Origin of the sequence: Pseudorhodoferax sp. Leaf274 (assembly GCF_001422445.1) — a bacterium.
Classification (GTDB): Bacteria; Pseudomonadota; Gammaproteobacteria; order Burkholderiales; family Burkholderiaceae_C; genus Pseudorhodoferax.
Genome location: NZ_LMNA01000008.1, coordinates 55,322 through 81,301 on the forward strand (window position 1 = coordinate 55,322; position 25,980 = coordinate 81,301).

The 25,980-nt window shown below is 71.3% G+C and carries 22 protein-coding genes; 10 read left to right on the plus strand and 12 right to left on the minus strand.

The annotated features are described in order from the left end of the window. From ASF44_RS12225 to ASF44_RS12235, 3 genes are all read right to left on the minus strand, one after another. Complete coding sequence (locus ASF44_RS12225) at positions 1 to 2,175, minus strand: TonB-dependent siderophore receptor (protein ID WP_056899504.1); 2,175 nt, start codon at positions 2,173 to 2,175, stop codon at positions 1 to 3. Between the two features lie 185 nt (positions 2,176 to 2,360). Then, positions 2,361 to 2,750, minus strand: coding sequence for a DUF2784 domain-containing protein (locus tag ASF44_RS12230; protein WP_056899505.1), 390 nt, complete (start codon positions 2,748 to 2,750; stop codon positions 2,361 to 2,363). 13 nt (positions 2,751 to 2,763) lie between these two features. Further along, the gene (locus ASF44_RS12235) at positions 2,764 to 3,717 is read right to left on the minus strand and encodes a DMT family transporter (RefSeq protein ID WP_056899506.1); all 954 of its coding nucleotides are present in this window, start codon (positions 3,715 to 3,717) and stop codon (positions 2,764 to 2,766) included. 167 nt (positions 3,718 to 3,884) lie between these two features. Between ASF44_RS12235 and ASF44_RS12240 the strand changes: the two genes are divergently transcribed. Together ASF44_RS12240 and ASF44_RS12245 are read left to right on the plus strand one after the other, a co-directional pair. Beyond that, entirely contained in the window at positions 3,885 to 5,969 is a 2,085-nt protein-coding gene (locus tag ASF44_RS12240) for an AsmA family protein (RefSeq protein ID WP_082524723.1), read from the plus strand. Positions 5,970 to 5,991: 22 nt separating this feature from the next. Next, positions 5,992 to 6,951, plus strand: coding sequence for a YihY/virulence factor BrkB family protein (locus ASF44_RS12245; RefSeq protein ID WP_082524724.1), 960 nt, complete (start codon positions 5,992 to 5,994; stop codon positions 6,949 to 6,951). Here the strand turns inward: ASF44_RS12245 and ASF44_RS12250 are convergent. After that, complete coding sequence (locus ASF44_RS12250; RefSeq protein WP_056899508.1) at positions 6,941 to 7,684, minus strand: ABC transporter substrate-binding protein; 744 nt, start codon at positions 7,682 to 7,684, stop codon at positions 6,941 to 6,943. The two genes, ASF44_RS12245 and ASF44_RS12250, sit on opposite strands and share 11 nt — an antisense overlap. Before the next feature lie 291 nt (positions 7,685 to 7,975). Here ASF44_RS12250 and ASF44_RS12255 point away from each other — a divergent pair, with 291 nt between their 5' ends. Then, positions 7,976 to 10,936 (plus strand): response regulator, encoded by a 2,961-nt coding sequence (locus ASF44_RS12255; protein WP_056899509.1) that lies wholly within the window; start codon positions 7,976 to 7,978, stop codon positions 10,934 to 10,936. Between the two features lie 59 nt (positions 10,937 to 10,995). Beyond that, positions 10,996 to 11,478, plus strand: a complete 483-nt coding sequence (locus tag ASF44_RS12260) for a low molecular weight protein-tyrosine-phosphatase (RefSeq protein WP_056899510.1) — start codon at positions 10,996 to 10,998, stop codon at positions 11,476 to 11,478. Here the strand turns inward: ASF44_RS12260 and ASF44_RS12265 are convergent. Next, positions 11,459 to 12,475 (minus strand): SDR family oxidoreductase, encoded by a 1,017-nt coding sequence (locus ASF44_RS12265; protein ID WP_056899511.1) that lies wholly within the window; start codon positions 12,473 to 12,475, stop codon positions 11,459 to 11,461. The genes ASF44_RS12260 and ASF44_RS12265 overlap by 20 nt on opposite strands. A 215-nt stretch (positions 12,476 to 12,690) precedes the next feature. Between ASF44_RS12265 and ASF44_RS12270 the strand changes: the two genes are divergently transcribed. Next, on the plus strand, positions 12,691 to 13,080 hold the full coding sequence (locus tag ASF44_RS12270) for a hypothetical protein (RefSeq protein WP_056899512.1): 390 nt from the start codon (positions 12,691 to 12,693) through the stop codon (positions 13,078 to 13,080). Positions 13,081 to 13,103: 23 nt separating this feature from the next. Here the strand turns inward: ASF44_RS12270 and ASF44_RS12275 are convergent, their stop codons facing one another. The 3 genes from ASF44_RS12275 to ASF44_RS12285 all read right to left on the minus strand — a co-directional run bounded on the left by ASF44_RS12275 (position 13,104) and on the right by ASF44_RS12285 (position 16,526). Beyond that, a complete protein-coding gene (locus tag ASF44_RS12275) occupies positions 13,104 to 14,630 on the minus strand; it encodes an AMP-binding protein (protein ID WP_056899513.1) in 1,527 nt (508 codons plus the stop codon). A 31-nt stretch (positions 14,631 to 14,661) separates the two neighbouring features. Further along, positions 14,662 to 15,639, minus strand: a complete 978-nt coding sequence (locus ASF44_RS12280) for a tripartite tricarboxylate transporter substrate binding protein (protein WP_056899514.1) — start codon at positions 15,637 to 15,639, stop codon at positions 14,662 to 14,664. A gap of 122 nt (positions 15,640 to 15,761) precedes the next feature. Continuing rightward, positions 15,762 to 16,526 carry a DinB family protein gene (locus ASF44_RS12285; protein WP_056899515.1) on the minus strand — a complete coding sequence of 255 codons (765 nt, stop codon included), beginning with the start codon at positions 16,524 to 16,526 and terminating at the stop codon, positions 15,762 to 15,764. 119 nt (positions 16,527 to 16,645) lie between these two features. Between ASF44_RS12285 and ASF44_RS12290 the strand changes: the two genes are divergently transcribed. Genes ASF44_RS12290 through ASF44_RS12300 form a run of 3 tightly spaced genes read left to right on the plus strand, consistent with a single transcriptional unit; the run spans position 16,646 to position 20,181 of the window. Beyond that, on the plus strand, positions 16,646 to 17,569 hold the full coding sequence (locus tag ASF44_RS12290) for a LysR substrate-binding domain-containing protein (protein ID WP_056899516.1): 924 nt from the start codon (positions 16,646 to 16,648) through the stop codon (positions 17,567 to 17,569). A 37-nt stretch (positions 17,570 to 17,606) separates the two neighbouring features. Then, positions 17,607 to 18,632 (plus strand): transporter, encoded by a 1,026-nt coding sequence (locus ASF44_RS12295; protein WP_056899517.1) that lies wholly within the window; start codon positions 17,607 to 17,609, stop codon positions 18,630 to 18,632. A gap of 10 nt (positions 18,633 to 18,642) precedes the next feature. Next, positions 18,643 to 20,181, plus strand: coding sequence for a CHAD domain-containing protein (locus tag ASF44_RS12300; RefSeq protein WP_056899518.1), 1,539 nt, complete (start codon positions 18,643 to 18,645; stop codon positions 20,179 to 20,181). Between the two features lies 1 nt (position 20,182). On the opposite strand, the gene ASF44_RS12305 is transcribed toward ASF44_RS12300, so the two are convergent. The 4 genes from ASF44_RS12305 to ASF44_RS12320 form a co-directional block, all read right to left on the minus strand. Continuing rightward, complete coding sequence (locus tag ASF44_RS12305; RefSeq protein WP_235579205.1) at positions 20,183 to 20,509, minus strand: hypothetical protein; 327 nt, start codon at positions 20,507 to 20,509, stop codon at positions 20,183 to 20,185. A 102-nt stretch (positions 20,510 to 20,611) separates the two neighbouring features. Further along, entirely contained in the window at positions 20,612 to 21,766 is a 1,155-nt protein-coding gene (locus tag ASF44_RS12310; RefSeq protein WP_056899519.1) for a galactosyldiacylglycerol synthase, read from the minus strand. After that, entirely contained in the window at positions 21,763 to 23,007 is a 1,245-nt protein-coding gene (locus ASF44_RS12315) for a glycosyltransferase family 1 protein (protein WP_056899587.1), read from the minus strand. The genes ASF44_RS12310 and ASF44_RS12315 overlap by 4 nt, the downstream gene beginning before the upstream one ends. A 336-nt stretch (positions 23,008 to 23,343) precedes the next feature. Then, a complete protein-coding gene (locus tag ASF44_RS12320) occupies positions 23,344 to 24,552 on the minus strand; it encodes an MFS transporter (protein ID WP_056899520.1) in 1,209 nt (402 codons plus the stop codon). 91 nt (positions 24,553 to 24,643) lie between these two features. On the opposite strand from ASF44_RS12320, the gene ASF44_RS12325 reads away from it, so the two are divergent. Both ASF44_RS12325 and ASF44_RS12330 read left to right on the plus strand, forming a co-directional pair. Further along, positions 24,644 to 25,234, plus strand: coding sequence for a TetR/AcrR family transcriptional regulator (locus ASF44_RS12325; RefSeq protein ID WP_056899521.1), 591 nt, complete (start codon positions 24,644 to 24,646; stop codon positions 25,232 to 25,234). Between the two features lie 63 nt (positions 25,235 to 25,297). Next, on the plus strand, positions 25,298 to 25,912 hold the full coding sequence (locus ASF44_RS12330; protein ID WP_056899522.1) for a hypothetical protein: 615 nt from the start codon (positions 25,298 to 25,300) through the stop codon (positions 25,910 to 25,912). Positions 25,913 to 25,980 lie beyond the last annotated feature (68 nt).

Consider the following 25,980-nt stretch of genomic DNA (forward strand, 5'->3'; position numbering starts at 1 on the left):
TCAGAAGTCGACCTGGGCCGACAGCATCAGCGTGCGAGGGGCGCCGACGGTGGCGTAACCCGTGGTGGTGACCCAGTAGGCCTTGTCCGCAACGTTTTCCAGGTTGGCGCGGAACACCACTGGCTTGTTGGCCAGCTTGGTCGCGTAGCGGGCGCCGATGTCCACGCGCGTCCAACCAGGCATGCGCAGCAGGTTGGCAGCGTCGTAGTACAGCGAAGACGTGTTGATCACCCGACCGTTCAGGCTCAGGCCCGGTACCCAGGGGGTGTCCCAGTCGAGTCCGAAGTTGAAGGTACGGTCCGGCACGCCGTTGGCGTCGTTGCCCTGGTTCAATCCACCCTGCGTCTTGGTGAGCTTGGCATCGTTGAACGATGCGCTGGCCATCGCACGCAGGCCCTTCAACACCTCGCCGTAGGCGGTGAGCTCCAGGCCACGGTTGCGTTGCTCGCCGCCAAAGCTGTAGACGTTGGTGACCGGATCGGTCACGGAGTTTGGCCGAGTGATCTGGTAGACCGCGACCTGCGTGAACAAACGGCCCCAGTCCGCCTTGGCGCCGACTTCGTACTGCTTGGACTTCTGTGGCGCGAAGACCTGGCCGGCATTGGCCGTGGATGCACCCGCAACGCCGCCGGGCTGCAGGCCGGCCGTGTAGTTGGCGTACACCGACACGTTCTGCTGAACCTTGAACACCAGGCCGACCAGCGGTGTGATGGCGCTCTCGTCATAGGTGGAGACGCCGGTGGCGCTCTTCTGGTTCACGTTCTGGTTGCGAACGCCCAGCGTGGCCAGGACGCGGTCGCCGAAGAACGCCATGGTGTCGGCGACCGCGAGGCTCGATTGCTCCAGTTCACCAGTTTTGCTCGGCGCGTTGCGCGGGAACGTGATCGTCGGCAGGGGCGACGGGTTGTAGATGTTGGAAGGAGCCGCGGTGGCGACGGGAGTCAGCTGGTAGAAGTAGCCGCTCTCGCGCTCCATGCGGTTGGCGGCCAGCACCAGCGTGTGGCCGACGGCGCCGGTCTTGAACCGCGTGCGCAGGCCGATGTCACCGGAGGTCGTCTTGTTGTATTCGTCGTAGTAGCCGTTGCGAACGGTGAAGTCACCCTGCGCGTTGATGCGCGATGCTGCGGTCGGGAAGTTTTGATCGCTGGACACATCGCTGTAGCCGATACCGGCATAGAACGTGGTGGTGTCGTTGATGTCGTAGTCGAGCCGCGAAATGACGGTCTTGGCCTTGTCTGTCAACTGCGCGCCCGGGTAGAAGCTCTGGCGCGCATCCGGGACGGACGGTACCTGCGTGATGCCTGCAAGGAACGCACTCTGCGGGCGGAACTCGTTGGTCCGGCCGCTGGTGGCCAGCGCGTCAAACGACCAACGCAGGCGCGAACCGGCGTAGTCGATCCCCAACGAGCCCAGGCCCAGGCGCTGGCGGCCGTCATCGATGTTGCCTTCGCCGTTGCGCCAGACGGCGTTGGCCCGTACGCCCCATTGGTTTTCTTCGCCAAAGCGTCGGCCCACGTCCAGGTGCGTACCGAACTGCGCCTTGCCCATGTAGGTGGCGGTCAGGCGTGTGAGCGGCACGTCGCCCGCGCGCTTGGTCACCACGTTGATTCCCCCGCCGATGCTGCCACTGGGGCCCGTGCCGTTCGTGAAGGCGCCAGGGCCCTTGAGCACCTCGACACGTTCGATCATTTCCAGCGGCATGCGGGTCGATGGCGACAGGCCGTAGAGGCCGTTCATGGCGACGTCGCGAACGGAGACGGAAAAACCGCGGATCTGGAAGTCATCGCCGTAACCGCCACGCGCCTGCAGCGTCCGCACCGAGGCGTCGTTCATGACGACGTCCGAGATGGTCAACGCCTGCTGGTTCTCGATCAGTTCCGACGTGTAATTCGTCGTGCTGAACGGCACGTTCATGAGGTCGGTGCGGCCCAGGATGCCCAGGTCGCCGCCGCGGGCCAGCTGCCCGCCGGAATAGGTCTTCTGCAGGTTGCCGATGGCCTGCGCCTGGTCGGTCACGGTCACCTGCTCCAGCGTCGAACCCGGTGTGGCCTGTGCAGCAGCGCCCACTGCGGCAATGGCAAAGCCAGCACCCACGCATTGACGGATCAGGCGGGCGAGAGGAGTGGGCGCGAAGCAATGCTCGGCGCGGGAGGAGCGACCAATGGAGGAGTACATGTTCACCGGAGAAGAAAAGACTGACCGCGAGAAGCGGTCGCGCTGCAAGAATCCTGGATCGCAAAAACAATGCGAACCATTCACATTTGCAATTTTGGCATGCCATCTGCGCATGCCCTGCGCATCGTGCCGAAAAAACAACGCTCTATTCGTTCTACCGGATGCAACGCGTTGCGCCCACCCGCTCAGTCCGCCCGCCGTGGCGGCCAGCGCCACCAGGCCCCGACCACCGCGAGCGCGAACACCGTGTAGGCCAGCGTGAACACCCAGGCGGGCGCGTCCCAGTACAGCAGCCGGTGCAGCCAATGCTGCAGGAAGCCGCCGGCATAGGCGTCCTGCCCGGCCGCCACGCGCAGTGCGATCTCCCAGGTCGTCAGCGGGCAGGTGATGCCCAGCCAGGCCTCGGCAACCACGAAAGCGATGGCGCCCAGGTGCAGCAGCCGCAGCCACCAGTGGTTGACCCAGCGCCAGCCCGCCAGGTTGCCGGCGACCACGAGCAGCAGCCCGCCGACCACGAACAGCACGATGGCCACGTGCAGCACCAGCACCGCATCTGCGAGCAGACCATAGCTCATAGGATCGCCCCGCTCATGGATGCATCTCGTCCACAGGCGCAGGCGCCCGGTGCGCCGAGATGCACGAGAGCACGGCGGCCGTCACCAGCACCATGGCGGCCCACTCCCAGGCCGTGGGCCAGCGCTTCTCCCACAGGAAGCCGTAGAGCAGCGCGAACAGCGTCTCGAACACCACCATCTGGCCGACCAGCGTGAGCGGCAGCAGCCGGCTGGCCTGGTTCCACAGCGCGTTGCCCAGCACCGAGGCCAGCAGCGCCACGCCGGCCGACACGCCGACGAAGCGCCACCACGCCGCGCCCGGCTGCAGCGCGAGGTCGGCCAGCACGAAGGCCGGCACCGCCAGCACCAGCGCCTGCGCGCCCGTGACCACGCCCGTCAACAGGCTCCAGTCGTGCGCCGACACGCCCTGCAGCCGCGCCAGCTGCCGGCTGTTGCCCACGGCGTAGCTGGACCACGACACCAGCGCGCCGACCGCGCAGGCGAAGCCCAGCCAGCGCTGCGCCTGCGGCACGTCCGACGCGCGCGCGAGCGATTCCCAGGCGATGCAGGCCACGCCCGCCAGGCCCAGCAACAAGGCCGGCGCCAGCCGCCGCAGCGCCACGGCATCGGGCCCGCGGCTGCCGACCCAGGTCACGGCCACGGGCAGGAAGCCGATCACCAGCGAGGTCATGGCCATGCCACCCAGCTGCACGGCGCTTGCCAGCAGCACGTAGTACAGGCTGTTGCCCAGCAGGCTCAGCCAGAACAGCGCACGCCAGTCGCGCCGGCCCACATGCGGGCGCAGCGCCGGCCAGCGCGGCAGCAGCAGCACGCCCGCGATCAGCCCGTAGGCCAGGTAGCGCGCAGCAGACAGCTGCAGCGGGTTGAATTCGGGCGCCAGCTCGGGCGCCAGGAACACCAGGCCCCAGGCGGCGCCAGCGGCCATGCCGCAGGCCACGCCGAGCCAGGTGCCCGTCAGGGACGGCATGCCAATGTCTCCATGGTTGCAGCTTGCAAAAGGATGCAGAGCTTAGCGGCTTGCCCCAGCGGCCATTGTTGTCGGCGCCGTCTGACAGCAGCTCCCGCCCTGCACTGCCGCGATGGCGCCGCCGGGGCCGCCGCCCGTGCAGGCGTGCGGGCCGTAGGCTAGTCCCCATGCGTGGTTTCTCTCCCGGTCGCGGCACGAAGATCCTGTTGGCCCTGCTGGGCGCGATCGTGGTGTTCGTGCTGCTGTTCGACTGGGACTGGCTGCGCGGGCCGATGAACCGCGCCATCACCGAGAAGACGCAGCGCCGCTTCGACAGTTCGCACCTGGACGTGAAGCTGGGCTGGAACCCGGTGATCCAGCTGGACGACGTGTACTTCGCCAACGCCGGATGGGCCGATGCCACGGGCGACAAGCCCATGGCGCGCATCGGCAGGCTGGAGTTTTCCGTGTCGCTGCGCGACCTGTGGGACGGCAAGGTGTTCGTTCCCCGCGTGGCGCTCGACCGGGCCGAATTGAACTTCGAGAAGGCCAAGGACGAGCGGCGCAACTGGGTGCTCACCGAGCCGTCGCAGGCCAGCGAGCCGAGCCGCCTGCGCATCTCCAGCCTGTCGGTCACCCAGGGCCAGCTGAAGTACGTGGACCGCGCCATCCCGCTGGAGCTGGGCATCGACGTGGACACCTTCGACCCCGCCGCCGCGGCCAAGGCCGACGACGCCAAGGCCCAGCCGCTCAGTTCCGGAACCGCCGGCAACGCGCGCTACACCACCCGCTACCGCTTTGCCGGCACCTACCACGACGCCAAGTTCAGCGGCCAGGCCCAGACCGGCGATGTGCTGAGCTTCCAGGAGTCCAACATCCCGTTCCCGATCCAGGGCCGGCTCGTGGCCGGCACCACGCGGCTGGATGTCGAGGGCACGGTCGCCGACGCCGCCAGCATCAGCGGCATCGACGTGCGGCTGAACATCGCCGGCAGCACGCTGGCCAACCTCTACCCCTTTCTGCTGCTGCCGTTGCCGGCCTCGCCGCCCTACCGGCTGTCGGGCCACCTGAAGCTCGAGGGCAACCGCTACGCCATGCAGGACATCCAGGGCCGCATCGGCAAGACCGACGTCGCCGGCGAAGCCGCCTACGTGCAGCGCGAACCCCGTCCGCTGTTGACGACCAAGCTGCACAGCAAGCTGCTGTACCTGCCCGACCTGGGCCCGCTGGTGGGCCTGACGACCAAGGAGACCAAGGACGCGCGCCCGCTCACGCAGGCCGAGACGCAGACGCGCGCCCAGGCCCAGGCCAAGGAGAAGCAGACCAGCGGCGGCCGCGCGCTGCCCACGGGCACGGTGCAGGGCGAGCGGCTGCTGCCCTCGGGCAAGTTCGAGGGCGGGCGCTTCAAGGCCATCGACGCCGAGGCCGAGTTGCGCGTGGACCACATCGACGCGCCCGACTTCATCGCGCTGCAGAACCTGCGCGTGGGCCTGAACCTGACGGACGCCGTGCTCAAGCTGCAGCCCTTCGACGTGGACCTGGCCGATGGCGAAGTGCGCTCGACCATGCTGCTCAACGCGCAGCAGCCCACGCTGCGTGCCGAGGTGGACATCACGGCGCGCCGGCTCAAGCTGGCGCGGCTGGTGCCGCCCTCGCCGCGGCTGGCGCCGTCCAGCGGCGCCATGGGCGCACGCGCCAAGCTCAGCGCCAGCGGCAACTCCATCGCCGACCTGGCCGCCAAGGCCGACGGCCAGGTGCAGGCAGCGCTGTCGCAGGGCCAGGTGTCCAACCTGCTCGACGCCGTCTCGGGCTTGAACGGCGGCAAGATCCTCACGCTGCTGATGGGCGGCGACAAGCCCATCCCGATCAACTGCGGCGCCGTCTCGTTCAACGTCAAGGACGGCCAGGGCAAGTCGGACGTGTTCGTGATCGACACGGCCGACACGCGCATCGAGGGCGACGGCACCTTCGACCTGGACCGCGAGCGCTTCGACCTGACCATCGCACCGAAGCCCAAGAAAGCCGGCATCCTGTCGCTGCGCACGCCGGTGCGCGTGTACGGCAGCCTGCGCTCGCCCGACTACGCGCTCGACAAGGCCGGCCTGGCCCTGCGCGGCGGCGGCGCCGTGGCGCTGGCGCTGGTCAACCCGCTGGCCGCCCTGCTACCCTTGATCGAGACCGGCCCGGGCCAGGACACCGACTGCCAGCAGCTGCTGGCCGCCGCCGGCCCGGCCGCCAAGGCTGCCGCACCGTCCACCCGCGCCAAGCCCTGAACACCTCCACGCGAGCACCCCCATGAGCACCGTTCCCAACGCCTCCCCTGCCACGCACCGCCCGGTGCCCGACCGTCCCATCCTGCCCACCTTCAAGCAATGGCTGGCGCTGTGCAAGCAGGCGGTGCAGTCCTGGTCCGACGACTATGCGCCCAGCATGGGGGCCGCCCTGTCGTACTACAGCGTGTTCTCGATGGCGCCGCTGCTGCTGATCGTGATCTCTGTAGCCGGACTCGTGTTCGGCGAGGAAGCCGCGCGCGGCGAGCTGTTCGGCCAGCTGGCCGGCCTCATGGGCGCGGACGCCGCCAAGACGCTGGAGACGCTGCTGGCCAGCGTCAACAAGCCCGCGCAGGGCATCGTCTCCACGCTGATCGGCCTGGGCGTGCTGCTGATCGGCGCCACCACCGTGTTCGGCGAGCTGCAGAACGCGCTCGACCGCATCTGGCGCGCGCCCGCGCGCAACGACTCGGGCGGCCTGTGGAACCTGCTGCACACGCGGCTGCTGTCCTTCGGCATGGTGCTGGGCATCGCTTTCCTGCTGATGGTCTCGCTGGTGCTGGGCGCCGTGGTCTCGGCGCTGGGCAAGTGGTGGGGCGATGCCTTCATGGGCTGGGAGGTGCTGGCCCAGCTCATCAACATCGTGCTGGGCTTCGCGCTCACCACGGGCGTGTTCGCGATGATCTACAAGATCATGCCGCGCGTGCACGTGCGCTGGTACGACGTGTGGATCGGCGCGGCCGCCACGGCGCTGCTGTTCACGGTCGGCCGCTTCCTGATCGGGCTGTACATCGGCAAGAGCGGCGTGGCGTCCAGCTTCGGCGCGGCCGGCTCGCTGATCGTGATCTTCGTCTGGGTCTACTACTCGGCCCAGGTGTTCCTGATGGGGGCCGAGTTCACCTGGCTGTACGCCAAGCAGTACGGCTCGATGCGCAACCTGCCGGGCTCGCCCACGGAGCCGGCCCCCACCTCGGTCAAGGGCTAGCCGGCGCCACCGCGGCACCCTGGATGCCGTGGCGCCGCAGCGCCTCGGCCACGAAGCCGCCGGCCTTCATCTCTTCCACGAAAGCCGCCAGCGTGGCCTGCGCCGCGGCGCCGCGGTCCGCCGGCACGCCCATGGCCTGCTGGATCACCATGAAGCAGCCGGGCAGCAGGCGCAGGCCGCCCAGCCGTGCGGCGTCGGCCTCGAGCTGCTGCTTCACGCCGGCCGCCACCTCGGCGTCCTCGTCCAGGAAGCTCTGCACCACGGCCGGCGAACTCGGTGCGCGCAGGATGGTCGCGGCCTTCAGCTCGCGCGTGAGGAACAGGTCGTAGGCGCTGCCCTTGCCCACCATGACGGTGCGGCCCGCTGCGTCCACCTCTTCGTTGCGCTGCAGTTCCGAGCCGGCGCGCACCAGGTAGCAGCCCTCGATCAGCACATAGGGCGCCGTGAAACGGATGCCCTCGCCGCGCAACGGGTCGATGGCGAAGAAGCCGATGTCGGCCTCGCCGGCCTTGACCGCATCGACCGACTTGCCGGCCGTGTCGAACACCATGAGGTCCAGCGCCACGCCCAGCCGCTGCGCGAACGCGCGTGCCAGGTCGACCGACACGCCCTTGGCCTGGCCTTCGGCGTCGCGGCCGGCCAGGATGGGATTGCCCAGGTTGATGGACGCGCGCAGGCGGCCGGTGGGGGTGAAGGCGCGGACGATGTCGGCGCCGGGGGCGGGATGGTTCATGGGCAGGGTCCTTCCAGAAGAATCACGGGGCCGGGCTGACGCAGGGGCCATGCCCGCGGTCCAAGGGCGCAAGCATGCCAGCACCGGCGGGGCGCCGGTCCAGCGGCACTGGCCTCGTGCCGGTGCCTGGGCGATACTGGCCCGGCCCCGCGCCGGACTCGGCGCCCCTGGGCGGGACAGCACATCGCACCCCATGGCCGTGTTGGTGCACCCCGCAACGCGCGTCCAGGCGTGCCGCGCAGCACAGACAGGAGGTGTTCCATTTCAGTCCTGGAGCCAGCGCTGTACCTGGTGACCGGCTTCTGCGCGTTCGGCGCGCTGAGCCACTTTGCCGAGAACAACCTGCCGCGCCTGCGGCTCGCGCAGTTCCTGCTGGCCTTGCTGTGCCTGTTCATCGTCGCCGGCAACTTGGGCTACGTCCGCATGGCGGCCTCGCGCGACGTGCAGTCCTTCCTGGCCGTGTCGCGCTTCAACCTGGCCATGGTCGGCGCGGTGTACCTGTGCCTGCTGTGGTTCATCGCCATCTACACCGGCGTGCGGCCGCGCTGGGTGCTGTGGCCCACCAGCGCCGTGTTCATCGCGTCCTGGTGCATGAACTGGGTGCAGCCCTACACCATCGTGCACTCGGCCCTGCCGGAGCTGCAGGACATGGTGCTGCCCTGGGGCGAGCGCTGGACACGGGCCGTCGGCCCGCCCAGCCTGTGGGCGCTGCCCGGCACGCTGGCGATCTTCGTCGTCGTCGGCTATGGCGCGTTCGCCCTGCGCAAGATGGAGCCGCGGCCCGGCGCGCCCTGGATCCGCCTGGGACTGGCGCTGTTCGCCTGCAGCACCGCGGTGGCCGTGCTCGCACGCTTCGGCACGCTGGACATCCCGCCACCGGGCGTGTTCGTGCTCCCGCTGATGCTCATGGTGTTCAGCCTGGGCGTGCAGACCGAGGCGCGGGCCTTGCTCAAGCTCAACCAGATGCTGATCGACCAGCTGCCCGCCACCGTCTACGCGCGCGACCTGGCCGGCCGCTTCATGTTCGTCAACCGCGCGTACGCGCGTGCGGTCGGCATGGCGCCCGGGCAGCTGCAGGGCAAGACACCCGCGCAGGTGTGGCCCGGCGCGGCGCCCGACCTGCTGCAGCAGGACCGCGATGTCATGGAGTCGCTGCAGCTGCGCGAGTCCGAGGAATCGCGCGATGCCGACGGGCGCACGCAGGTGCTGCTCACGCGGCGCTTCCCGATCCGCCGGCCCGATGGCAGCGTCGCGGGCGTGGCCAGCATCGCCAGCGACATCACCGAGCGCAAGGCCATGGAACAGGCGCTGCGCGAGCTGTCGGCGGACCTGGAGCGCCAGGTGGGCGAGCGCACCCGCGCACTGCACGAACAGGCGCACGCGCTGCGCCAGGCCAAGGAACGCGCGGAGGATGCCGCGGCCAGCAAGGGCCAGTTCCTGGCCAACATGAGCCACGAGATCCGCACGCCCATCAACGCCATCATGGGCATGGGCTACCTGGCCATGAAATCGGCGACCGACGCGCGCCAGCGCGAGCAACTGCACAAGGTCCAGGACGCGGCGCGGCACCTGCTCGGCATCCTCAACGACATCCTGGACTTCTCCAAGGTGGAGGCCGGCCAGCTGCGCATCGAGCACACCGATGTCGACCTCGACCAGGTCCTGCAGGACCTGTCCACCGTGGTGGGCGGCAAGGCGGCCGGCAAGGGCCTGGAGCTGGTCGTGGCGGTGGACCCGGACGTTCCGCTGCAGCTGCGCGGCGACCCGCTGCGCCTGGGCCAGGTGCTCATCAACTACACGACCAACGCCATCAAGTTCACCGAGCGCGGCGAGGTGCGCGTGCGCGTGCGGGTGGCCGAGCGGGGAGAAGGCCAGGTGTTGCTGCACTTCGACGTGCACGACACCGGCATCGGCCTCGCGCCGGCGCAGATCGCCCAGCTGTTCCAGAGTTTCTCGCAGGGGGACCAGTCGACCACGCGCCGCTTCGGCGGCACGGGGCTGGGCCTGGCCATCAGCAAGAGCCTGGCCGAACTCATGGGCGGTGCGGTCGGCGTCGAGAGCCTGCCGGGCGCCGGCTCGCGGTTCTGGTTCACGGCGCGGCTGGACGTGGGCACGCCACTTGCACCAGCCATCCCGCAGGCGCTGGCGCAGCGCTGCCGCGTGCTGCTGGTCGACGACAACGCGCACGCGCGCAGCGCGTTGCGCGACCGGCTGCACCGGCTGGGCTTCGTGGCCGACCCGGCCGGCAGCGGCCAGGCGGCGCTGGCGGCACTGCGCACGGCAGCCGCCGCGGGCGTTCCGTACGCCGTCGTGCTGGCGGACTGGCAGATGCCGCAGATGGACGGCCTGGCGCTGCTGCGCGCCATCGCGGGCCTGGACCTGCGGCCGCCACCGCACTGCGCGGTGCTGACCGACCATGACGACGACGGGGTGCAGGCCGCCGTGGCAGCCCTCGGTGTACACGAGATCCTGCACAAGCCCGTCGCCGGCTCCGCGTTGCAGGACACGATGCTGCGCCTGGTCGGCGGCCCCGCGCGAACCGCCGGCCGCCTCGATGCAGCCGATGCAGACGACGCGGCAGCCTTCGCGGCCCTGCGCAGCTTCCACGCGCTGCTGGCCGAGGACAACCCGCTGAACCAGGAGATCGCCTGCGCGCTGCTGCACGAGGTCGGCATGACGGTCGAGGTGGCACCGGACGGCCGGGCCGCCGTGGCGCTGGCCGCCACCGGGCGCTTCGACCTCGTGCTGATGGACATGCAGATGCCGGTGATGGACGGCATCGACGCCACGCGCGCGATCCGGTCGCTGCCCGCGCACGGCCGGCTGCCCATCGTCGCCATGACGGCCAACGCCATGGCCGCGGACCGCGCCAGCTGCATGGAAGCCGGCATGGACGATTTCCTGTCCAAGCCGATCCGCCCCGTCGACCTGTGGCGGTGCCTGCTGCGCTGGCTGGTCGGCCCGGGGGCGCGCGTGGCCGCCGCAGGCCAGGTGCTGCCGACGGCCGCCGCGGGCGAGGACGCCGCGCAGCCCAGCTTCGAGCAACTGGCCGCGCTGCTGGACAGGCGCGACAGCGCGGCCGTGGGTTATTTCGAGGCGCACCGCGCGGCACTGGAAGCCATGCTGGGGCAGGACCTCGGTGCACTGGGCCGCGACATCGCCGCGCACCGCTTCGACGCGGCGATCCGGACGCTGCGCCCGTGGCGGCAAGAGCGGCAATGGCAGGTCGCCGATCCGCGCACCGTGTGGTGACGGGCCGTCCGCACGGCCCGCGCAAGGCGGCGCACGGAGGCCGCGCGCCACAATGCGGCATGCCCGCCGCACACCGCCCCAGCGTCCTCTTCATCTGCACCGGCAACATCTGCCGCTCGCCCACGGCACAGGCGCTGCTGGTCCACAAGGCCGGCGCTGCCGGCCTGCAATTGGAGGTGGACAGCGCTGCCATTTCCGACGAGGAGCGCGGCAACCCGTTCGACCGCCGCGCCGCGGCGGAATTGAAGCGGCGCGGCGTGCCCGCCCATGCGCATTGCGCACGCCAGGTGCGGCGCGACGACTTCGCGCACTTCGACTGGATCGTCGGCATGACGCAGGCGCATTGCGCCGCGCTGCGCCGCCAGGCACCCGCCGGCGCGCATGCGCAGATCGCGCTGATGCTGGACTTCGCCGCGGGCCATGCGGGCGAGGACGTGCCCGACCCCTGGTATGGCGGCGCGCAGGACTTCGTCCACGCCTTCGACCTCATCGACCGCGGCGTGGACGGCCTGCTGGCGCGGATCAGCCGACCGAGCCCGTGATGGGCAGCACGATGCCGCTGATGTAGCTGGAGCAGCACGGCGCGGCCAGGAACACGAAGGCCGGCGAGATCTCCTCGGGCTGCGCCGGGCGGCCCATGTCGGTGCCGGCGCCGAACTGTTCGATCTCGTCGGCCGGCTTGTCGGCCGGGTTCAGCGGCGTCCACACCGGGCCCGGCGCCACCGCGTTCACGCGGATGCCCTTGTCCATGAGGTTGGCCGCCAGCGACATCGTGAACGCGTGGATCGCGCCCTTGGTCGCCGAATAGTCCAGCAGGTGCTTGCTGCCCTTGAGCCCCGTCACCGAGCCGCAGTTGACGATGCTGGCACCGCGCCGCAGGTGCGGCACGGCCGCCTTGGCCATGTGGAAGTAGCCATACACGTTGGTGCGCAGCGTCTCGTCGAAGCGCTCCTCGCTCAGGTCCTCGATGGCCAGCGCATGCTCCTGGAAGGCCGCGTTGTTGACCAGCACGTCGAGCTTGCCGAAGGCGTGCACGGTCTTGGCGACCGCGTCGCGGCAGAACTGCGGGTCCTTCACGTCGCCGGGGATCAGCAGGCAGCGCCCGCCCTCGGCCTCGACCAGTTGGCGCGTGCGCACGGCGTCATCGTGCTCGTTGAGGTAGACGATGGCCACGTCCGCGCCTTCGCGCGCGTACAGCACCGCCACGGCGCGGCCGATGCCCGAGTCGCCGCCCGTCACCAGCGTGGCGAAGCCAGACAGCTTGCCGCTGCCCTGGTAGTGCGGCGCATCGAAGCGCGGCTTTTGCGCCATCTCGGCCTCATGGCCGGGCTTGGCCAGGTGCTGGCGCGGCATGGGCGGCGCCGGTTCCTCGCGGTGCGGTCCGGGCGCCACGGCCTTGCGCTGCTTCGCCGCGCCGCTGGAGGGCTGGCCCTTGGCTTGCGCGCGCGCCTCGGCGTCGGCATGGTCCTGCTCGCGCTGGATGCGCTGCTGCTTGCGCGCGGTGTCGTCGGCTGGGCGGGCGTCGGTCTTGCGGGGCATGCGGTTCTCCTGTGGATGGGGTGGCTTGCTCCGATGCTGGCGTGGGCGGCGCGACGGCGGCTTCGGACGGCGCCGCGCGCGCCCGTCGGCCCAGGTGCCACCCCACAACGCCGTGCCCACAAGCCGCGCCCTTCCTACGTCCGCTCACGCCACCACCTACAGCGAGGCGCACCGGGCGGCACTAGGCTGTGGGCACGCAAACTAGGAGCAATACCATGGCACGCAGCAGCATCATGGGCGGAGAGACGCCCGCCACCCGACCCAGCGGCGCCGACGTCGACATGCTGGGCCCGAGCGACACGTCCGACAGCGGCAGCGATGTGCAGGGCGAACGCCCGATGGCCACGGGTGCCGACAACCCCGCCGAATGGGGCGCGGTGGTGACCGACCACGATTCCGACAGCGACTCGACCGGCACTGGCGAGCGCGCATCGGCCACCGGCGATGACGGCCGCGCCAACGCCGACATCCTGCCCGACCGCATCGTCACGCCCGGCCTGGGCGGCAGCCAGGATGCGCTGGACGAGGTGCCCACCCTGGCCGACGAGGACGGCGAGAGCGACGACGACCCCATCGAAGGCACCGGCGACGACGACGCCATCTGAAGAAGCGCCCTGCGCGCGCGGGCTCAGCCCTGCGGCGCCTCGCGCTGTGCATCCAGCTCGCGCAGCGCGCGCTTGAGCACCTTGCCGTAGCTGTTCTTGGGCAGCGCGTCGACGAAGACATAGCGCTTGGGCCGCTTGAACCGCGCGATGTGCGCCAGGCAGTGGGCGTCGAGCGCCGCCGCGTCCTGCGGCAGGCCAGGCGCCACGACGACATAGGCCACCACCACCTCGCCCCACTGCGCATCCGGCGCGCCGACCACGCAGGCCTCGGCCACGCCCGGGTGCGTGAGCAGCACCTCTTCCACCTCGCGCGGGTAGATGTTGGAGCCGCCGCTGATCACCACGTCCTTGGAACGGTCGCGCAGGCTGAGCCGGCCGCCGTGGTCCAGCACGCCGATGTCGCCCGTCCACAGCCAGCCGCCAGCGCCCTGCGGCAGCGCCTGTGCGGTGGCTTCGGGGTTGCGCCAGTAGCCGGCCATGACCGTGGCGCCACGCACGGCGATCTCGCCGGGCTCGCCGGCCGGCAGCGGCGCCCCCTGCGCACCGAGGATGGCCACCTCCGTGCCGCTGCGCGGCCAGCCGACCGAAGCCAGCTGCTGCGCGTCGGCGCTGCCGTGGTCTGCGCGCGTGAGGCCGGTGATGGTCATCGGCGTCTCGCCCTGGCCATAGATCTGCGCGAACACGGGGCCGAACGCGTCCATCGCGCGGCGCAACTCCTGCAGGTACATGGGCCCGCCGCCGTAGACGATGCAGCGCAGCTGCCGCGGCCGCCGGCCACCGCGCGCGGCCAGCGCCTCGCGCAGGCGCTGCACCATGGTCGGCGCCAGGAACGCGCCGCTGCCGGGGTGCGTGTCGCACAGGGCCAGGAACTCGTCGGGCTCGAAGCCATGGGACGCCGGCACCACCTGGCGCGCGCCGCGCGCCAGCGAGGGCAGCAGGTACAGGCCCGAGCCGTGCGACATCGGCGCGCCATGCAACTGGCTGCACTGCGGGCCGAGTTCGGGCTCGATGTCGGCCAGGTGCGCCACCGCCATGGCCAGGAGGTTGCCATGCGTGAGCATCGCGCCCTTGGACCGGCCGGTGGTGCCGCTGGTGTAGAACAGCCAGGCCAGCGCATCGGCCGCCACCGGCGCGATCTGCAGCGGGGCCGGCGCCAGCAGCGCGCGGTAGGCCGCGCCGTCCAGCGCGATCACCGGGCACGGCAGGGCCTGCTGCAGGTCCGGTGCCAGCCCGGGCGAGGCGAACGCCAGCGCGGCCCCGGCGTCCTCGACGATCTGCCGCACCTCGCGCGCATGCAGCTTGTAGTTGACGGGCACCGCCACCAGGCCTGCGGCCCAGATGCCGAACAGCAGCTCCACATACTCAGGCCGGTTCTCCGAACACAGCGCGATGCGCGCACCGGGCGCATGGTCGGCGCGCAGCGCCGCGGCGATCGCGCCCACGCGCGCATGCAACTGCGCGAAGGTCCACAGCGTCTCGGTGCCCAGGCACACGGCGGGCAGGCCGGCGTGGCGGGTGGCGGCTTGGTCGAGCAGGACGGCAAGGTTCATGGGCGGTCGGTCTCCGCCCGCGAGCATAGGGTCAATCCAGCCGGATGTTGGCCTCCTTGACCACCTGGCCCCAGCGCGCGAGGTCGGCCTTGACCTGCGCTGCGAACTCGGCGGGCGTGTTGCCCACGGGCTCGAAGCCGCCCTTGGCGTATTTCTCGCGGATCTCGGGCAGGGCCAGCACGGCGGCGACCTCGCGCTGCAGTTTCTCCACGATGGCCCGCGGCGTCTTCGCCGGTGCGAACAGGCCGTACCAGGACGCCACCGCGTAGCCCGGCGCGCCGGACTCGGCCGCGGTGGGCACGTCGGGCAGCACGCGCGACCGCGTGGCGCCGGCCACCACCACTGCCTCGAGCTTGCCGGTGCTGACGAAGGGCGCGATGGTCGGCAGCACCGTGAAGATCAGCGGAATCTGCCCGCCGACGACGTCGGTCACCGCCTGCCCGCCGCCCTTGTAGGGCACGTGGGTGAGCCGCATGCCGGTGCGCAGCGCCAGCAGCTCGCCGGCCAGGTGCGTGGTGGTGCCGGCGCCGGACGAGCCGAACTGCAAGCCGCCCGGCCGCGCCTTCGACAGGGCCACCAGCTCGGGCAGCGTCTTCGCGCCCACGGAGGGGTGGGCAGCCAGCACCAGCGTCGCATCGTTCAGCTTGGTGATGGGCGCGAAGTCGGCGAGCGTGTCGAACGGCGCCTTCAGCAGGTGCGGCGCCACCACCATCGCACCGTCGAAACCCATGAGGATGGTGTAGCCGTCCGGCGGCGCGGCGGCGACGAGCTGGGCGCCGATGAAGCCAGAAGCGCCGGGCCGGTTGTCGACGACGACCTGCTGGCCCAGCCGCTCGCCCAGCTTGTCGACGATGTTGCGCACCACGGCGTCGCCGCCGCCACCGGGCGAGAACGGCACGACGATGCGGATGGGCCGGGTGGGAAAGTCGGCCGCGTTGTCGGCCAGGGCCGTGCCCGCGAGCATGGCGGTGGCGCCGGCCAGGGCCGGCAGCAGGTAGCGCAACTGCATCTCGTGTCTCCTTGTTCTGGGTGTCCGGCCTGTCCTGCATCCGGCCGTGCATGGGACCGGATGCGCCTGCCCGCACCGACCACGCGGACCGCAGGGCCCGCACGGGTCGCGCAAGGCGCGGCTCAGCCCCAGACTTCGTCGGGCACCGGCAGGCCGGCCAGGTCGTCGTCGGTCAGCGGGCCGTCGGGCGCGATGCCGTAGCTCTCCAGCATCAGCATCAGCTGGCGCGCGTGCTGGGCACCGTGCCAGGCCGTGCGTTCGATCACGTCGTGGCAGCTGCGCCGGCCGTAGTAGGTGGGCACGGTGTAGGCCAGCGTGCGGTCGGTCTCGGCGGCCCACCAGGCGCGCACGCGCTCGCGCACCGACAGGCCCCAGTCGGCGATCTGCGCAGCCGTCCAGTCCGGCGGCGGCAGGTCGTTGAAGCCCTCGAACTCCAGCGGCACCTGCTGGGCGGCCTGCAGTCCCATCTCGGTCAGGCGGAACACGTGGAAGGCCGTGCCGGCCGGCGTGCGCTTGCGGTTGCGGAACTCCTCGTGCATGGCCTGCGGCGGGAACTGGCGCATGTAGCGCGCCGCGGCCGCCAGCACGCGGTCGATGCGCTCGACCAGTTGCGCCGGCGGCAGCGGGTCCATCAGCTTGGTCTTGAGGTCCAGGAACTTGACGACATCGCCGAACGACTGGCACAGCGTGTAGCGCTCGCCCAGCGAGACCACCGGCACGCTGCGCACGCCCAGCGCCTGCAGCTCGGCCATGCCCTCGGGATTGCCGTGCACGTTGATGGATTCGAACTCGATGCCCTGCTTGGTCAGGAACTCCTTGGTGCGCAGGCAGGACGTGCATCCCGGCTGCCAGAACACCTTGATGCGCGCGGGCGCCGTGGTCTGCATGCTCGATCTCTCCGTGGGGGTCGCGTTGTGGAACCCGCCGATTGTTGGAGGCCGTGCGCCCGCGGCATAGCAGTGCTTCGTGAGGCCGCCCTCGCGCCAGACGATGGCAGACTCGCCGCATGCAAAGGCTCGATCCGCAATCCCTTCGCCTGTTCGTGCGCGTCGTCGAGGAAGGCCGCATCGCGCTGGCCGCCGAGCGCGAGCACATCGCCGCTGCTGCCATCAGCAAGCGCATCAGCGACATGGAGGAGCTGGTCGGCACCGCGCTCCTGCTGCGCACCAACAAGGGCGTGGAGCCGACGGCCGCGGGGCTGGAGCTGCTCGCGCTGTCGCGCCGCGCGCTCCACGAGCTCGACCAGATCCTGGAGCAGATGCGCAGCTACTCCAGCGCCGTGCGCGGCCTCGTGCGGCTGTGCGCCAGCACCTCGGCCATCGCCGAGTTCCTCTCGCCGGAGATCAAGAGCTTCCTCGCGCTGTACCCGCAGGTGCGCGTGCAGGTGGAAGAGCGCATCAGCACGCGCGTGGTGCAGGCGGTGCTGGAGAACGTGGCCGACATCGGCATCTTCGCGCCGGTGCCGATGCCGCACCCCTTGCAGACGCATGCCTACCACGCCGACCGGCTGGTGCTGGTCGTGCCGCGCGGCCATGCGCTGGCGCGGCGGCGCCAGGTCGCTTTCGGCGACACGCTGGACCAGGACTTCGTGGGCCTGCACGCGGGCAGCGCCATCAACCTGCTGCTGCAGCAGGCGGCCAACGACGCCGGCCGCGCGTTGACGCTGCGCGTGCAGGTGACCAGCTTCGACGCGCTGTGCACGATGGTGGCCTCGGGCATGGGCATCGGGGTGCTGCCGCAGCTGCTGGCCGAGCGCTTCGCACCGGCCGCCGGGCTGCGCGTGGTGCCGCTCGTCGATGCCTGGGCGCACCGCGACTTCCTGCTGGGCGTGCGCTCGGCCGAGGCGCTGCCGACGGCGGCGCGCTCGCTGCTGGCACACCTGCGCGCGCAGGTGCGCCCGCCGCCGCAGGCCGGACTGTCACGCGGCTGACACATCGGGGGCGCAGCATGCCCGGTTGCCCGACGCCATGGACAGCGACCAACAGACCGAACCCACACGCTATGGCGCCGATGCGCACGGGCTGGTCTGCGGCTACCGCTTCGATGCCGACACCGCGGCCCAGCCGCTGGGCTCCGACGAGGCCGCGCAGTGGCTGGCCGATGCCGCGCAGGGCAGCGGTTTCGCATGGCTGCACTTCAACCTGGCCCATGCCGGCGCCGAGCGCTGGCTGCGCCGCCATGCCGGCCTGTCGGACGCCTTCTTCGAGGCGCTGCAGGGCGGGCTGCACTCCACGCGCATCGAGCGCGACGAGGACGCGCTGGTGGCCGTCATCAACGACGTGCAGTTCGACTTCGCCTTCGAATCCTCGGACATCGCCACGCTGTGGATCGCCGTGGACAAGCGCCTGGTGGTCACGGCGCGGCAGTCGGCGCTGCGGTCGGTCGACCAGCTGCGCCTGGCGATCCGGCGCGGCGACCCGATGCGCTCATCCGTCGAGCTGCTGGAGCGGCTGCTGCGCGCCCAGGCCGACGTGCTGGTGGACGTGGTGCGCGGCGTCACGCGGCGCATCGACGAAATCGAGGACGCCCTGCTCGCGGACCGGCTGCAGCACAAGCGCACGCGCCTGGGCGTGCTGCGACGGCTGCTGGTGCGGCTGCAGCGGCTGCTGGCGCCCGAGCCGGCCGCGCTGTTCCGGCTGCTGCAGCACCCGCCGGCCTGGATGGTGGAGCGCGACGTGGACGAGCTGCGCCAGGCCACCGAGGAGTTCTCGGTGGCGCTGCGCGACATGACGGCGCTGCAGGAGCGCACCAAGCTGCTGCAGGAAGAGATCGCCGCGGCCGTCAACGAGCGCACCAGCCGCAGCCTGTTCGTGCTGACCGTGGTCACGGTGCTGGCGCTGCCCATCAACATCCTGGCCGGCCTGTTCGGCATGAACGTGGGCGGCGTGCCGCTGGCCGAGAACCCGCACGGCTTCTGGATCCTGGTGGCGGTGGTGATCGCCTTCACGGCCGTGGCCGGCTGGCTGGCCTTCCGCGGCCGCAACGACCGCTAGCATCGGCGCCATGCCCTCCTCTTCGATGACCGAGATCGAACTCAAGTTCGACATCCCACGCGCCGCCCTGCCCGCCCTGGAGGCCGCGCTGCGCGGCCCGGGCAGCCGCCGCACGCACCTGCAGGCCCGCTACTTCGACACGCTGCAGGGCGACCTGGCCGCGCACGGCGTGGCCCTGCGCCTGCGCAAGGAGGGCCCGCGCTGGGTGCAGACGGCCAAGGCCCTGGGCGATGGCCCGGTGCAGCGGCTGGAGCACAACGTGGACCTGGGTCCGGCGCGCAAGTCGCAGGTGGCGCAGGCCGACCCTGCGCGCCACGCCGGCACGCCCGTGGGCCGGCGCCTGCAGCACGTGCTGCGCCAGGCCGGCACGCCGCTGGTGGAGGTCTACGGCACCGACATCTGGCGCGCCACGCAGGAGCTGCAGGTGGGCACCAGCCGCATCGAGCTCGCGCTGGACCAGGGCCGCGTGCTGGCCCCCTCGCCCGACGGCGGCCTGCCGCGCAGTGCCGTGGTCTGCGAGCTGGAACTCGAGCTGCTCGAGGGCGATGTGGGCGACCTGGCCGGCGTGGCCGCCGAATGGGCCGCGCGCCACGGGCTCACGCTGAGCACCGTGACCAAGTCCGAGCGCGGGCTGCGTCTGGCGCATGGCCAGTCCACGCGCGCAGCCGTCAAGGCCAGCGCGCCGCAGTGGACGGCGGGCAGCGGCTTTCCGGACGGCGCCACGGTGCAGCGCGCCGTGGTGGGCGCCTGTCTCGCGCAGATCCTGCCCAACGCGAGCGAGATCGCAGCCGGCAGCGAGGATGCCGAACAGATCCACCAGCTGCGCGTGGGCCTGCGCCGGCTGCGCACGGCGCTGCGCGAACTGGCGCCGCTGGGGCCGGGGCTGGATGCGGACTGGGAGACGGCGCTTGCGCAGGCCTTCCGCGCGCTGGGCGCCCGGCGCGACCGCCAGCAGCTGCAGGAGCGCATGCAGCCGCGCCTGTTGGCCGCGGGCGCGCCGCCCATCGTGCTGCCGCCGGCGCAGGACAGCGCGCCCTCGCCCGCCGAGGCCGTGCGCGACAGCGCCTTCCAAGCCACGCTGGTGGCACTGGTCGGTTTTGCCGCCGCACAGGCGGGCACCGGCTTGGCCCCGCGCGACACGCAGCGCCACCTGCGCAAGCGGCTGGACCGGCTGCAGCAGCGCGTGCGCGACGAGGGCGCCCGTTTCGAGGAGTTGGCGCCCGAGGCCCGTCACAGCCTGCGCAAGCGCCTCAAGCGGCTGCGCTACCTGGCCGAGTTCGTGGGGGCCTGCTTCGCGCCGCGGCGCGCTGCGCAGTTCACGCGCGCGCTGGAGCCGGCCCAGGACGCGCTGGGCGCCTACTACGACGAGGTGGTGGCGCTGGAAAGCTACCGCGCAGCGGCAGCGCAGGAGCCGCGCGCATGGTTCGCGGTGGGCTGGCTGCAGGCCCGGGCGCCGCACAGTGCGCACCAGGCCGGTCTTGCGCTCGAGGAACTGGCCGGGGTGGCCCGGCCGTTCTGGCGCAAGAAGAAGGACAAAAAGACAGGCTGACTCAGGAGGGGCTCTGCGCCGGCGTGTCGGCCGCGACGGTGGCCGATGGCTGCTGGGGTGCGGCAACCGCCTGGCCGGGCGCGTTCAAGGCGCTGGCCTGCACGGCGAAGTCGTACAGCTTGGCCTTGCCGGCGTAGTAACGGTCCAGGCGCCATTCCTTGATGATCTGCACGGCCAGGTCGAAGTCGCTCAAGTGCAGCGAATACAGGCGTTCCAGTTGGAAGGGCTCATGGGATTCGAGGGACAGGACCAAGTCCGCGAGGGTCTTGGCGGAAGGCTTGAAGGGGTCCTTGGCGATGAGTTTCTTGGCTTCTTTGATGGCGTTCAACTGGTTCTTCCTGGCGCGCGAGGGATTAGCGCAAACCCTGATTGGACACCGCCGACCCCAGAAAAATTGTGTCAGCTGAATGACCAATTCGTGACGGCATTGTCACGCAGCCAATTGCAGATGTCCCGGCATTGGTGCATTTTGAACCAATTTCGCCATCAAATCGGGCAATTCGAAGACAGATCGGTTCTGTAACAGGGCCACGCGTGCACGGTATTCGGGCATCTGCGCGCAAAGCGTACGGACGGCCGGGGCCACCCCCGCGAAGCCCGGCAGCACCAGGCCCAGGCGCTGCTCCTGCAGCCATTGGGTGTTGTAGCGCTCCTGGGGCATGGTGAACGCGTTGCGCGTGGTCAGCACGGGCAGGCCCATCAGCAGCGCCTCGCTCAGGCTGCCCGGGCCGGGCTTGCCGATGAAGAAGTCGGCCAGCGCCAGGTAGCGCCGCACCTCGCGCGTGAAGCCCAGCACCACGCGCGGCGCCGTGGCGGGCAGTGCGCGCAGGCGCTGCGCCAGCCGGCGGTGGTGGCCGCACAGCAGCACCAGCGGGGTGTCGGGCAGCAGCCGCGCGATGCGCTCCATCACCATGGAGCCGGCGCCGCCGAACATGACCACGCCGACCGGCGCGGCGCCGTCCGGGCCGGGCAGGCCCAGGGCACGGCGTTCGGCCGCGCGGTCCAGCGCCAGCGGCGCATAGAAATCCGGATGCACGGGCATGCCCGAGACCAGGTGCAGCCGGCGCATGTCGTGCCCGGCCGCGCGGGCCTGGGCCAGCGCATGCGGCGTGCCGCAGACCAGGTGCTGGTCCACCCCGTCTGCGCGCCAGAAATGCGGCGGGTGGTCGGCCATGTCGGTCATCACCGTCATGAAGGGCACGCCGGGCCGGGCCTGGGCCACGCTCTCGCCCAGCGCGCGGTTGAAGTTGGGGATCAGCGAGACCACCAGATCGGGCCGGCTCGTGCGCCAATGCGCGGCCAGCCGCTGGCACAGCTGGCCATGGGCCATGCGGATCAGGCCCTGCAGCAGCTTGAGCTCCTGCGCCAGCCCCAGGGTCCAGCCGCGCGCGAGCCGGGCGTTGTAGAGGTCTTCCGGCGCCATGCCGGTGCAGCGCTGGAACAGGCCCTGCGGGTCGACCACGTCGACGAGGTTCACGGCCTGCACGTCCCAGGGCCGCTGCTGCTGCGCGCAGGCGGCCTGCAGCGCCTGCGCCGCCGCGCGGTGGCCACCACCGGCGTTGAAGTAGACCAGCTGGACCTTCACGGCAGGCCGGCCACGGCGCGCGTGGCCGTGGCCGCGCGGATGCCGGCCGCGCCCTGGCGCGACAAGGTGTCGAAGGCCGATTCGAGCTCGCCCACGATCTGCGGCCAGGCCCGCGCCACGGCGGCGGCGCGGGCCTGCAGCCGCAACCGCTGCACCAGCGCGCCGTCGCGTGCCAGCCGCTCGGCCTGGGCGATGAACTGCGCCGGCTGCTCCAGCGGGGCCAGCAGGCCGTTCTCGCCCTCGTCGATGAGCTGTGCCGCTGCCGCATAGCCATAGGCCAGCACCGCCAGGCCGCTGGCCATGGCCTCGGGCGTGACGTTGCCGAAGGTCTCCGTCACGCTGGGGAACAGGAAGATGTCGCCGCTGGCGTAGTGCCGGGCCAGGTCCTCGCCCTGGCGCGCGCCGGCGAACACCACGTCCTGGCCGGCGCAATCGCGTTCCAGCTCGGCACGCAGCGGCCCGTCGCCGACCATCACCAGGCGCACGCGCGGGTCGATGCGGCGCATGGCCTGCACCGCCTGCAGCAGCAGGCCGAGGTTCTTCTCAGGCGCGAGGCGGCCGACATGCAGCACCACCGGCGTGTCGGGGCCGGCGCCCCATTGCGCGCGCAGGGCCTCGCTGCGGCGCGCCGGGTCGAAGCGCTGCGCGTCCACCCCGCGCGCCACCACGCGCAGGCGTTCCAGGCCCTGGCCTGCCAGCTGCTGGCGCAGCGCTTCGGTGGGCACCATGGTCAGGTCGCAGCGGTTGTGGAACTTGCGCAGGTAGGCCATCAGGGGCTTGTGCAGCCAGCCCAGGCCGTAGTGCTGGCCGTAGGCCTGGAAGTTGGTGCGGAAGTCCGAACTCACGGGCAGGCGCAGCTTGCGCGCGGCCTGCAGCGCCGACCAGCCCAGCGGGCCCTCGGTGACGATGTGCACCACATCGGGCCGCGCCAATGTCCACAGCCGCAGCAGCGCGCGCGTGGCCGGCAGGCCCATCTTGAGGTGCGGGTAGCGCGGGATCGGCAGGCCGCGCATCAGCACCTCGGCCGTGGGCGCCTCGGGCGCGTCGGCTGCATCCTGGCGCGGGCGCACCAGTTGCACCTGGTGGCCGCGCGCGCGCAGGCCCTGCACCACGCAGGCGATGGTGGCCGCCACGCCGTTGACCTCGGGAGGGTAGGTTTCGGTGACGAAGGCCAGACGCAGCACGCGCCGGGCCGGCGCGAACTCGTCCACGATGATGGGGGTGGGTTCGGCTTGCGGCATGCCGCCATGCTGCGAGCCGCGCAAGTCAGCGGCGTGACGCTGCCGTGGCAGTTCGGTGTCGCAGGGCTAGGAGCGCGGGCGGCAGAAATCCGGCCCCGCGTGCGGCCTGCAAGGGGGCGCAGGCTAGGCGCCGGACGAAGCGCAGGCTGGCCGCCTGCGCGAGGACGGCAACGACGCATGCGCCCCCTTGCAGGCCGCACCCTTCGGGCCGGGGCGATTGGCAGCGCCATCCTTCGTTGCCGGCTCGTTGTGTGGCAGGCCACACGGCCTCGCCGGCGCCTCGGCTGGCACCGCCACTCGCCCCGGCGCGGGGCCGGATTTCTGCCGCTCGCGCTCCTAGGCCCGCGCGGCCACCAGCCCGCGCGTGCCGAACGCCGCCACGAGCGCCAGCGCCAGCAGCACGGCGCCGTAGCCCAGCGCGGTGGCATGCAGGCCGAACCAGCCGGCCGCCAGCCCGGCCAGGATGGCCGGCACGCTGAACGCCAGATAGCTGCACACGAAGAAGCTGGCCATCAGGCCGGCGCGCTGCTGCGGCGAGGCCAGCGGCGCCAGCGTGCGCAGCGTGCCGCCGAAGCTGCAGCCCATGCTGAAGCCTGCCACCAGCGCGCCGCCGAAGAAGGCCACCGGCGCATGCCAATGGATGCCGGCCAGCGCCAGCACCATGCCCAGTGCCAGCCCGTTCGCGCCGAGCACCAGCGCCAGCGCCGATGGCCGGTGCTGCATGGCCACGCTGGCCAGCGCACCCGGCAACACCATGGCCGCGATCAGCGCGCCGCCGGTCAGCGGCGCGGCGTTGCCCGTCACCTGCCGCGCCAGCGTGGGCCCGAGGGAGAGGAAGAAACCCATCAGCGCCCAGCCCACGGTGTTGGCCGGCAACAGGCGCCGCAACGCGCCGCGTGCGGCGTGCGGCACGGCCATCTGCGGACGCAGCGAAGCCCAGGCCCCGGGCCGGTGCGGCACGGTGTCGGGCAGGCGCAGCGCCATCGCCAGCTGCACGGCCAGCATGACCAGCAGCACTTCGTAGACGAGCCGCGTGGGCATTGGTGCGAACTGCACCAGCGCCGCCGTGCCCAGCGCGCCCAGCGCCATGCCGATCATCGGCGCGACGCCGTTCATCATCGAGGCGCGCAAGGGGCTCAGGTCGAGCAGCATGGAACTCAGCGCGCTCGTGGCGATGCCGGTGGCCACGCCCTGCAGGATGCGCGCGGCCAGCAGCCAGGCGACCGATTCGGACTGCCAGAACAGCACGACGGAGACGAATTCCAGCACCAGCGCGCCGACGATCACGCGCCGCCGGCCCAGGTGGTCCGACAGCCGGCCGCACATCAGCAGGGCCGCCAGCAGCGCGAACGCGTAGCTGCCGAACACCCAGGTCAGCGTGAGCGCCGAGAAGCCCCAGGCCTCGCGGTACAGCGCGTACAGCGGCGATGGCGCGCTGGACGCGGCCAGGAAGGTGACCATCATCGCGGCCGTCCACCACAGCGCCGGCGTGGGCGCCAGCGGTTGGCGCGGCGAAGGTGTGGTGGCGGGGCTCGGGGTGGACATGCACTGGCTTCTCAAACGCAAAGAAATAGCGTTTGCGCCATTGTGCACCGGGCCGGCGCATAAAGCAAACGCTTTGCGTTAACATCGTTCCATGCCTCCACGCCCCACTCCACGGCCCGGCGGGCGCAGCGCGCGCGTGCAGGCCGCCGTGCACCAGGCCACGCGCGAACTCACCGAGCAGCATGGGCGCGATGCGCTGACGGTGCCGCTGATCGCGGCACGCGCCGGGGTCACGCCGTCCACCATCTACCGGCGCTGGGGCGATCTGGCGGAGCTGCTGGCCGATGTCTCGGTCGAGCGCATGCGGCCCGAGGGCGAACCGGCGGACACGGGCAGCTTCCGCGGCGACCTGATGCTGTGGGCCGACCAGTTCCACGAGGAAATGTCGTCCGAGGTCGGCCAGGCCATGCTGCGCGACGTGGTCGCCGCCGCCGGCCGCGGCGAGGCGGCAGGCACCTGCCAGTGCGCGCAGTTCACGGCCGGCGTGGTGTCGGTGCTGGTGCAGCGCGGCGCGGCGCGCGGCGACGCCGTGCCGACGGTGGAGGACGTCATGGACCGCCTGGTCGCGCCCATCATCTACCGCCTGCTGTTCGGCATGGTGCCGGCCAGCGCAGAGCAGGTCGCCGGCTGGGCCGAGGCCTGCGCGCCGGCGGCCGCAGACAAGCGTTCGCGCAGCCACTGAACCCTGTCATCAGTGCTTCATGCGCGCTCGTCACGATCGCGCCACATGACAACGGGGGTACCCATGCAAGACTTCTTCCAGACGGTCCAGGTCCAGCGCGACGACGACCACCGCTACTACCACCACAGCCGCATCAACCAGTCGTTGCACCTGCTCAGCGCCTGCACCTTCGTGGTGGCCTATGTGCTGCTGTTCATCGACCCGGCCGTGGCCGCACTGCTGGCCTGGACCGTGGCCATGGTCAGCCGCCAGGCCGGCCATTTCTTCTTCGAGCCCAAGGGCTACGACCATGTGAACCAGGCCACGCACGAGCACAAGGAAGAGATCAAGGTCGGCTACAACCTGCGCCGCAAGGTGGTGCTGATGCTGCTGTGGGTGGCCCTGCCGCTGCTGTTCTGGATGGAGCCCGGTCTGTTCGGCCTGATCGAGCCCGCCGCCACGCTGGAAGGCTGGGCGCGCCACGTGGGCCTGGCCTGGCTCGCGCTGGGCGTGGCCGCCGTGCTGACGCGCACCGTGCACCTGTTCTTCCTGCAGGGCGTGGTGGCCGGCCTGGCCTGGGCCACGAAGATCGTGACCGACCCCTTCCACGACATCAAGCTGTACTGGAAGAGCCCGCTGGCCCTGATGCGCGGCGAGCTGATCGACCCGATGCACGACGTGCAGGGCGCGGCCCGCTGAGCCACCGATCCGCGGCGCGACGCATCCGCACCGCATGCCCTGGACAGGCCTTCGGCCGCCGTGCACCT

Coding starts and splice junctions, on each gene's coding strand:
- ASF44_RS12225 (WP_056899504.1), bottom strand. CDS start 2,175: ATGTACTCCTCCATTGGTCGCTCCTCCCGCGCCGAGCATTGCTTCGCG.
- ASF44_RS12230 (WP_056899505.1), bottom strand. CDS start 2,750: ATGAGCTATGGTCTGCTCGCAGATGCGGTGCTGGTGCTGCACGTGGCC.
- ASF44_RS12235 (WP_056899506.1), bottom strand. CDS start 3,717: ATGCCGTCCCTGACGGGCACCTGGCTCGGCGTGGCCTGCGGCATGGCC.
- ASF44_RS12240 (WP_082524723.1), top strand. CDS start 3,885: ATGCGTGGTTTCTCTCCCGGTCGCGGCACGAAGATCCTGTTGGCCCTG.
- ASF44_RS12245 (WP_082524724.1), top strand. CDS start 5,992: ATGAGCACCGTTCCCAACGCCTCCCCTGCCACGCACCGCCCGGTGCCC.
- ASF44_RS12250 (WP_056899508.1), bottom strand. CDS start 7,684: ATGAACCATCCCGCCCCCGGCGCCGACATCGTCCGCGCCTTCACCCCC.
- ASF44_RS12260 (WP_056899510.1), top strand. CDS start 10,996: ATGCCCGCCGCACACCGCCCCAGCGTCCTCTTCATCTGCACCGGCAAC.
- ASF44_RS12265 (WP_056899511.1), bottom strand. CDS start 12,475: ATGCCCCGCAAGACCGACGCCCGCCCAGCCGACGACACCGCGCGCAAG.
- ASF44_RS12270 (WP_056899512.1), top strand. CDS start 12,691: ATGGCACGCAGCAGCATCATGGGCGGAGAGACGCCCGCCACCCGACCC.
- ASF44_RS12275 (WP_056899513.1), bottom strand. CDS start 14,630: ATGAACCTTGCCGTCCTGCTCGACCAAGCCGCCACCCGCCACGCCGGC.
- ASF44_RS12280 (WP_056899514.1), bottom strand. CDS start 15,639: ATGCAGTTGCGCTACCTGCTGCCGGCCCTGGCCGGCGCCACCGCCATG.
- ASF44_RS12285 (WP_056899515.1), bottom strand. CDS start 16,526: ATGCAGACCACGGCGCCCGCGCGCATCAAGGTGTTCTGGCAGCCGGGA.
- ASF44_RS12290 (WP_056899516.1), top strand. CDS start 16,646: ATGCAAAGGCTCGATCCGCAATCCCTTCGCCTGTTCGTGCGCGTCGTC.
- ASF44_RS12295 (WP_056899517.1), top strand. CDS start 17,607: ATGGACAGCGACCAACAGACCGAACCCACACGCTATGGCGCCGATGCG.
- ASF44_RS12300 (WP_056899518.1), top strand. CDS start 18,643: ATGCCCTCCTCTTCGATGACCGAGATCGAACTCAAGTTCGACATCCCA.
- ASF44_RS12315 (WP_056899587.1), bottom strand. CDS start 23,007: ATGCCGCAAGCCGAACCCACCCCCATCATCGTGGACGAGTTCGCGCCG.
- ASF44_RS12320 (WP_056899520.1), bottom strand. CDS start 24,552: ATGTCCACCCCGAGCCCCGCCACCACACCTTCGCCGCGCCAACCGCTG.
- ASF44_RS12325 (WP_056899521.1), top strand. CDS start 24,644: ATGCCTCCACGCCCCACTCCACGGCCCGGCGGGCGCAGCGCGCGCGTG.
- ASF44_RS12330 (WP_056899522.1), top strand. CDS start 25,298: ATGCAAGACTTCTTCCAGACGGTCCAGGTCCAGCGCGACGACGACCAC.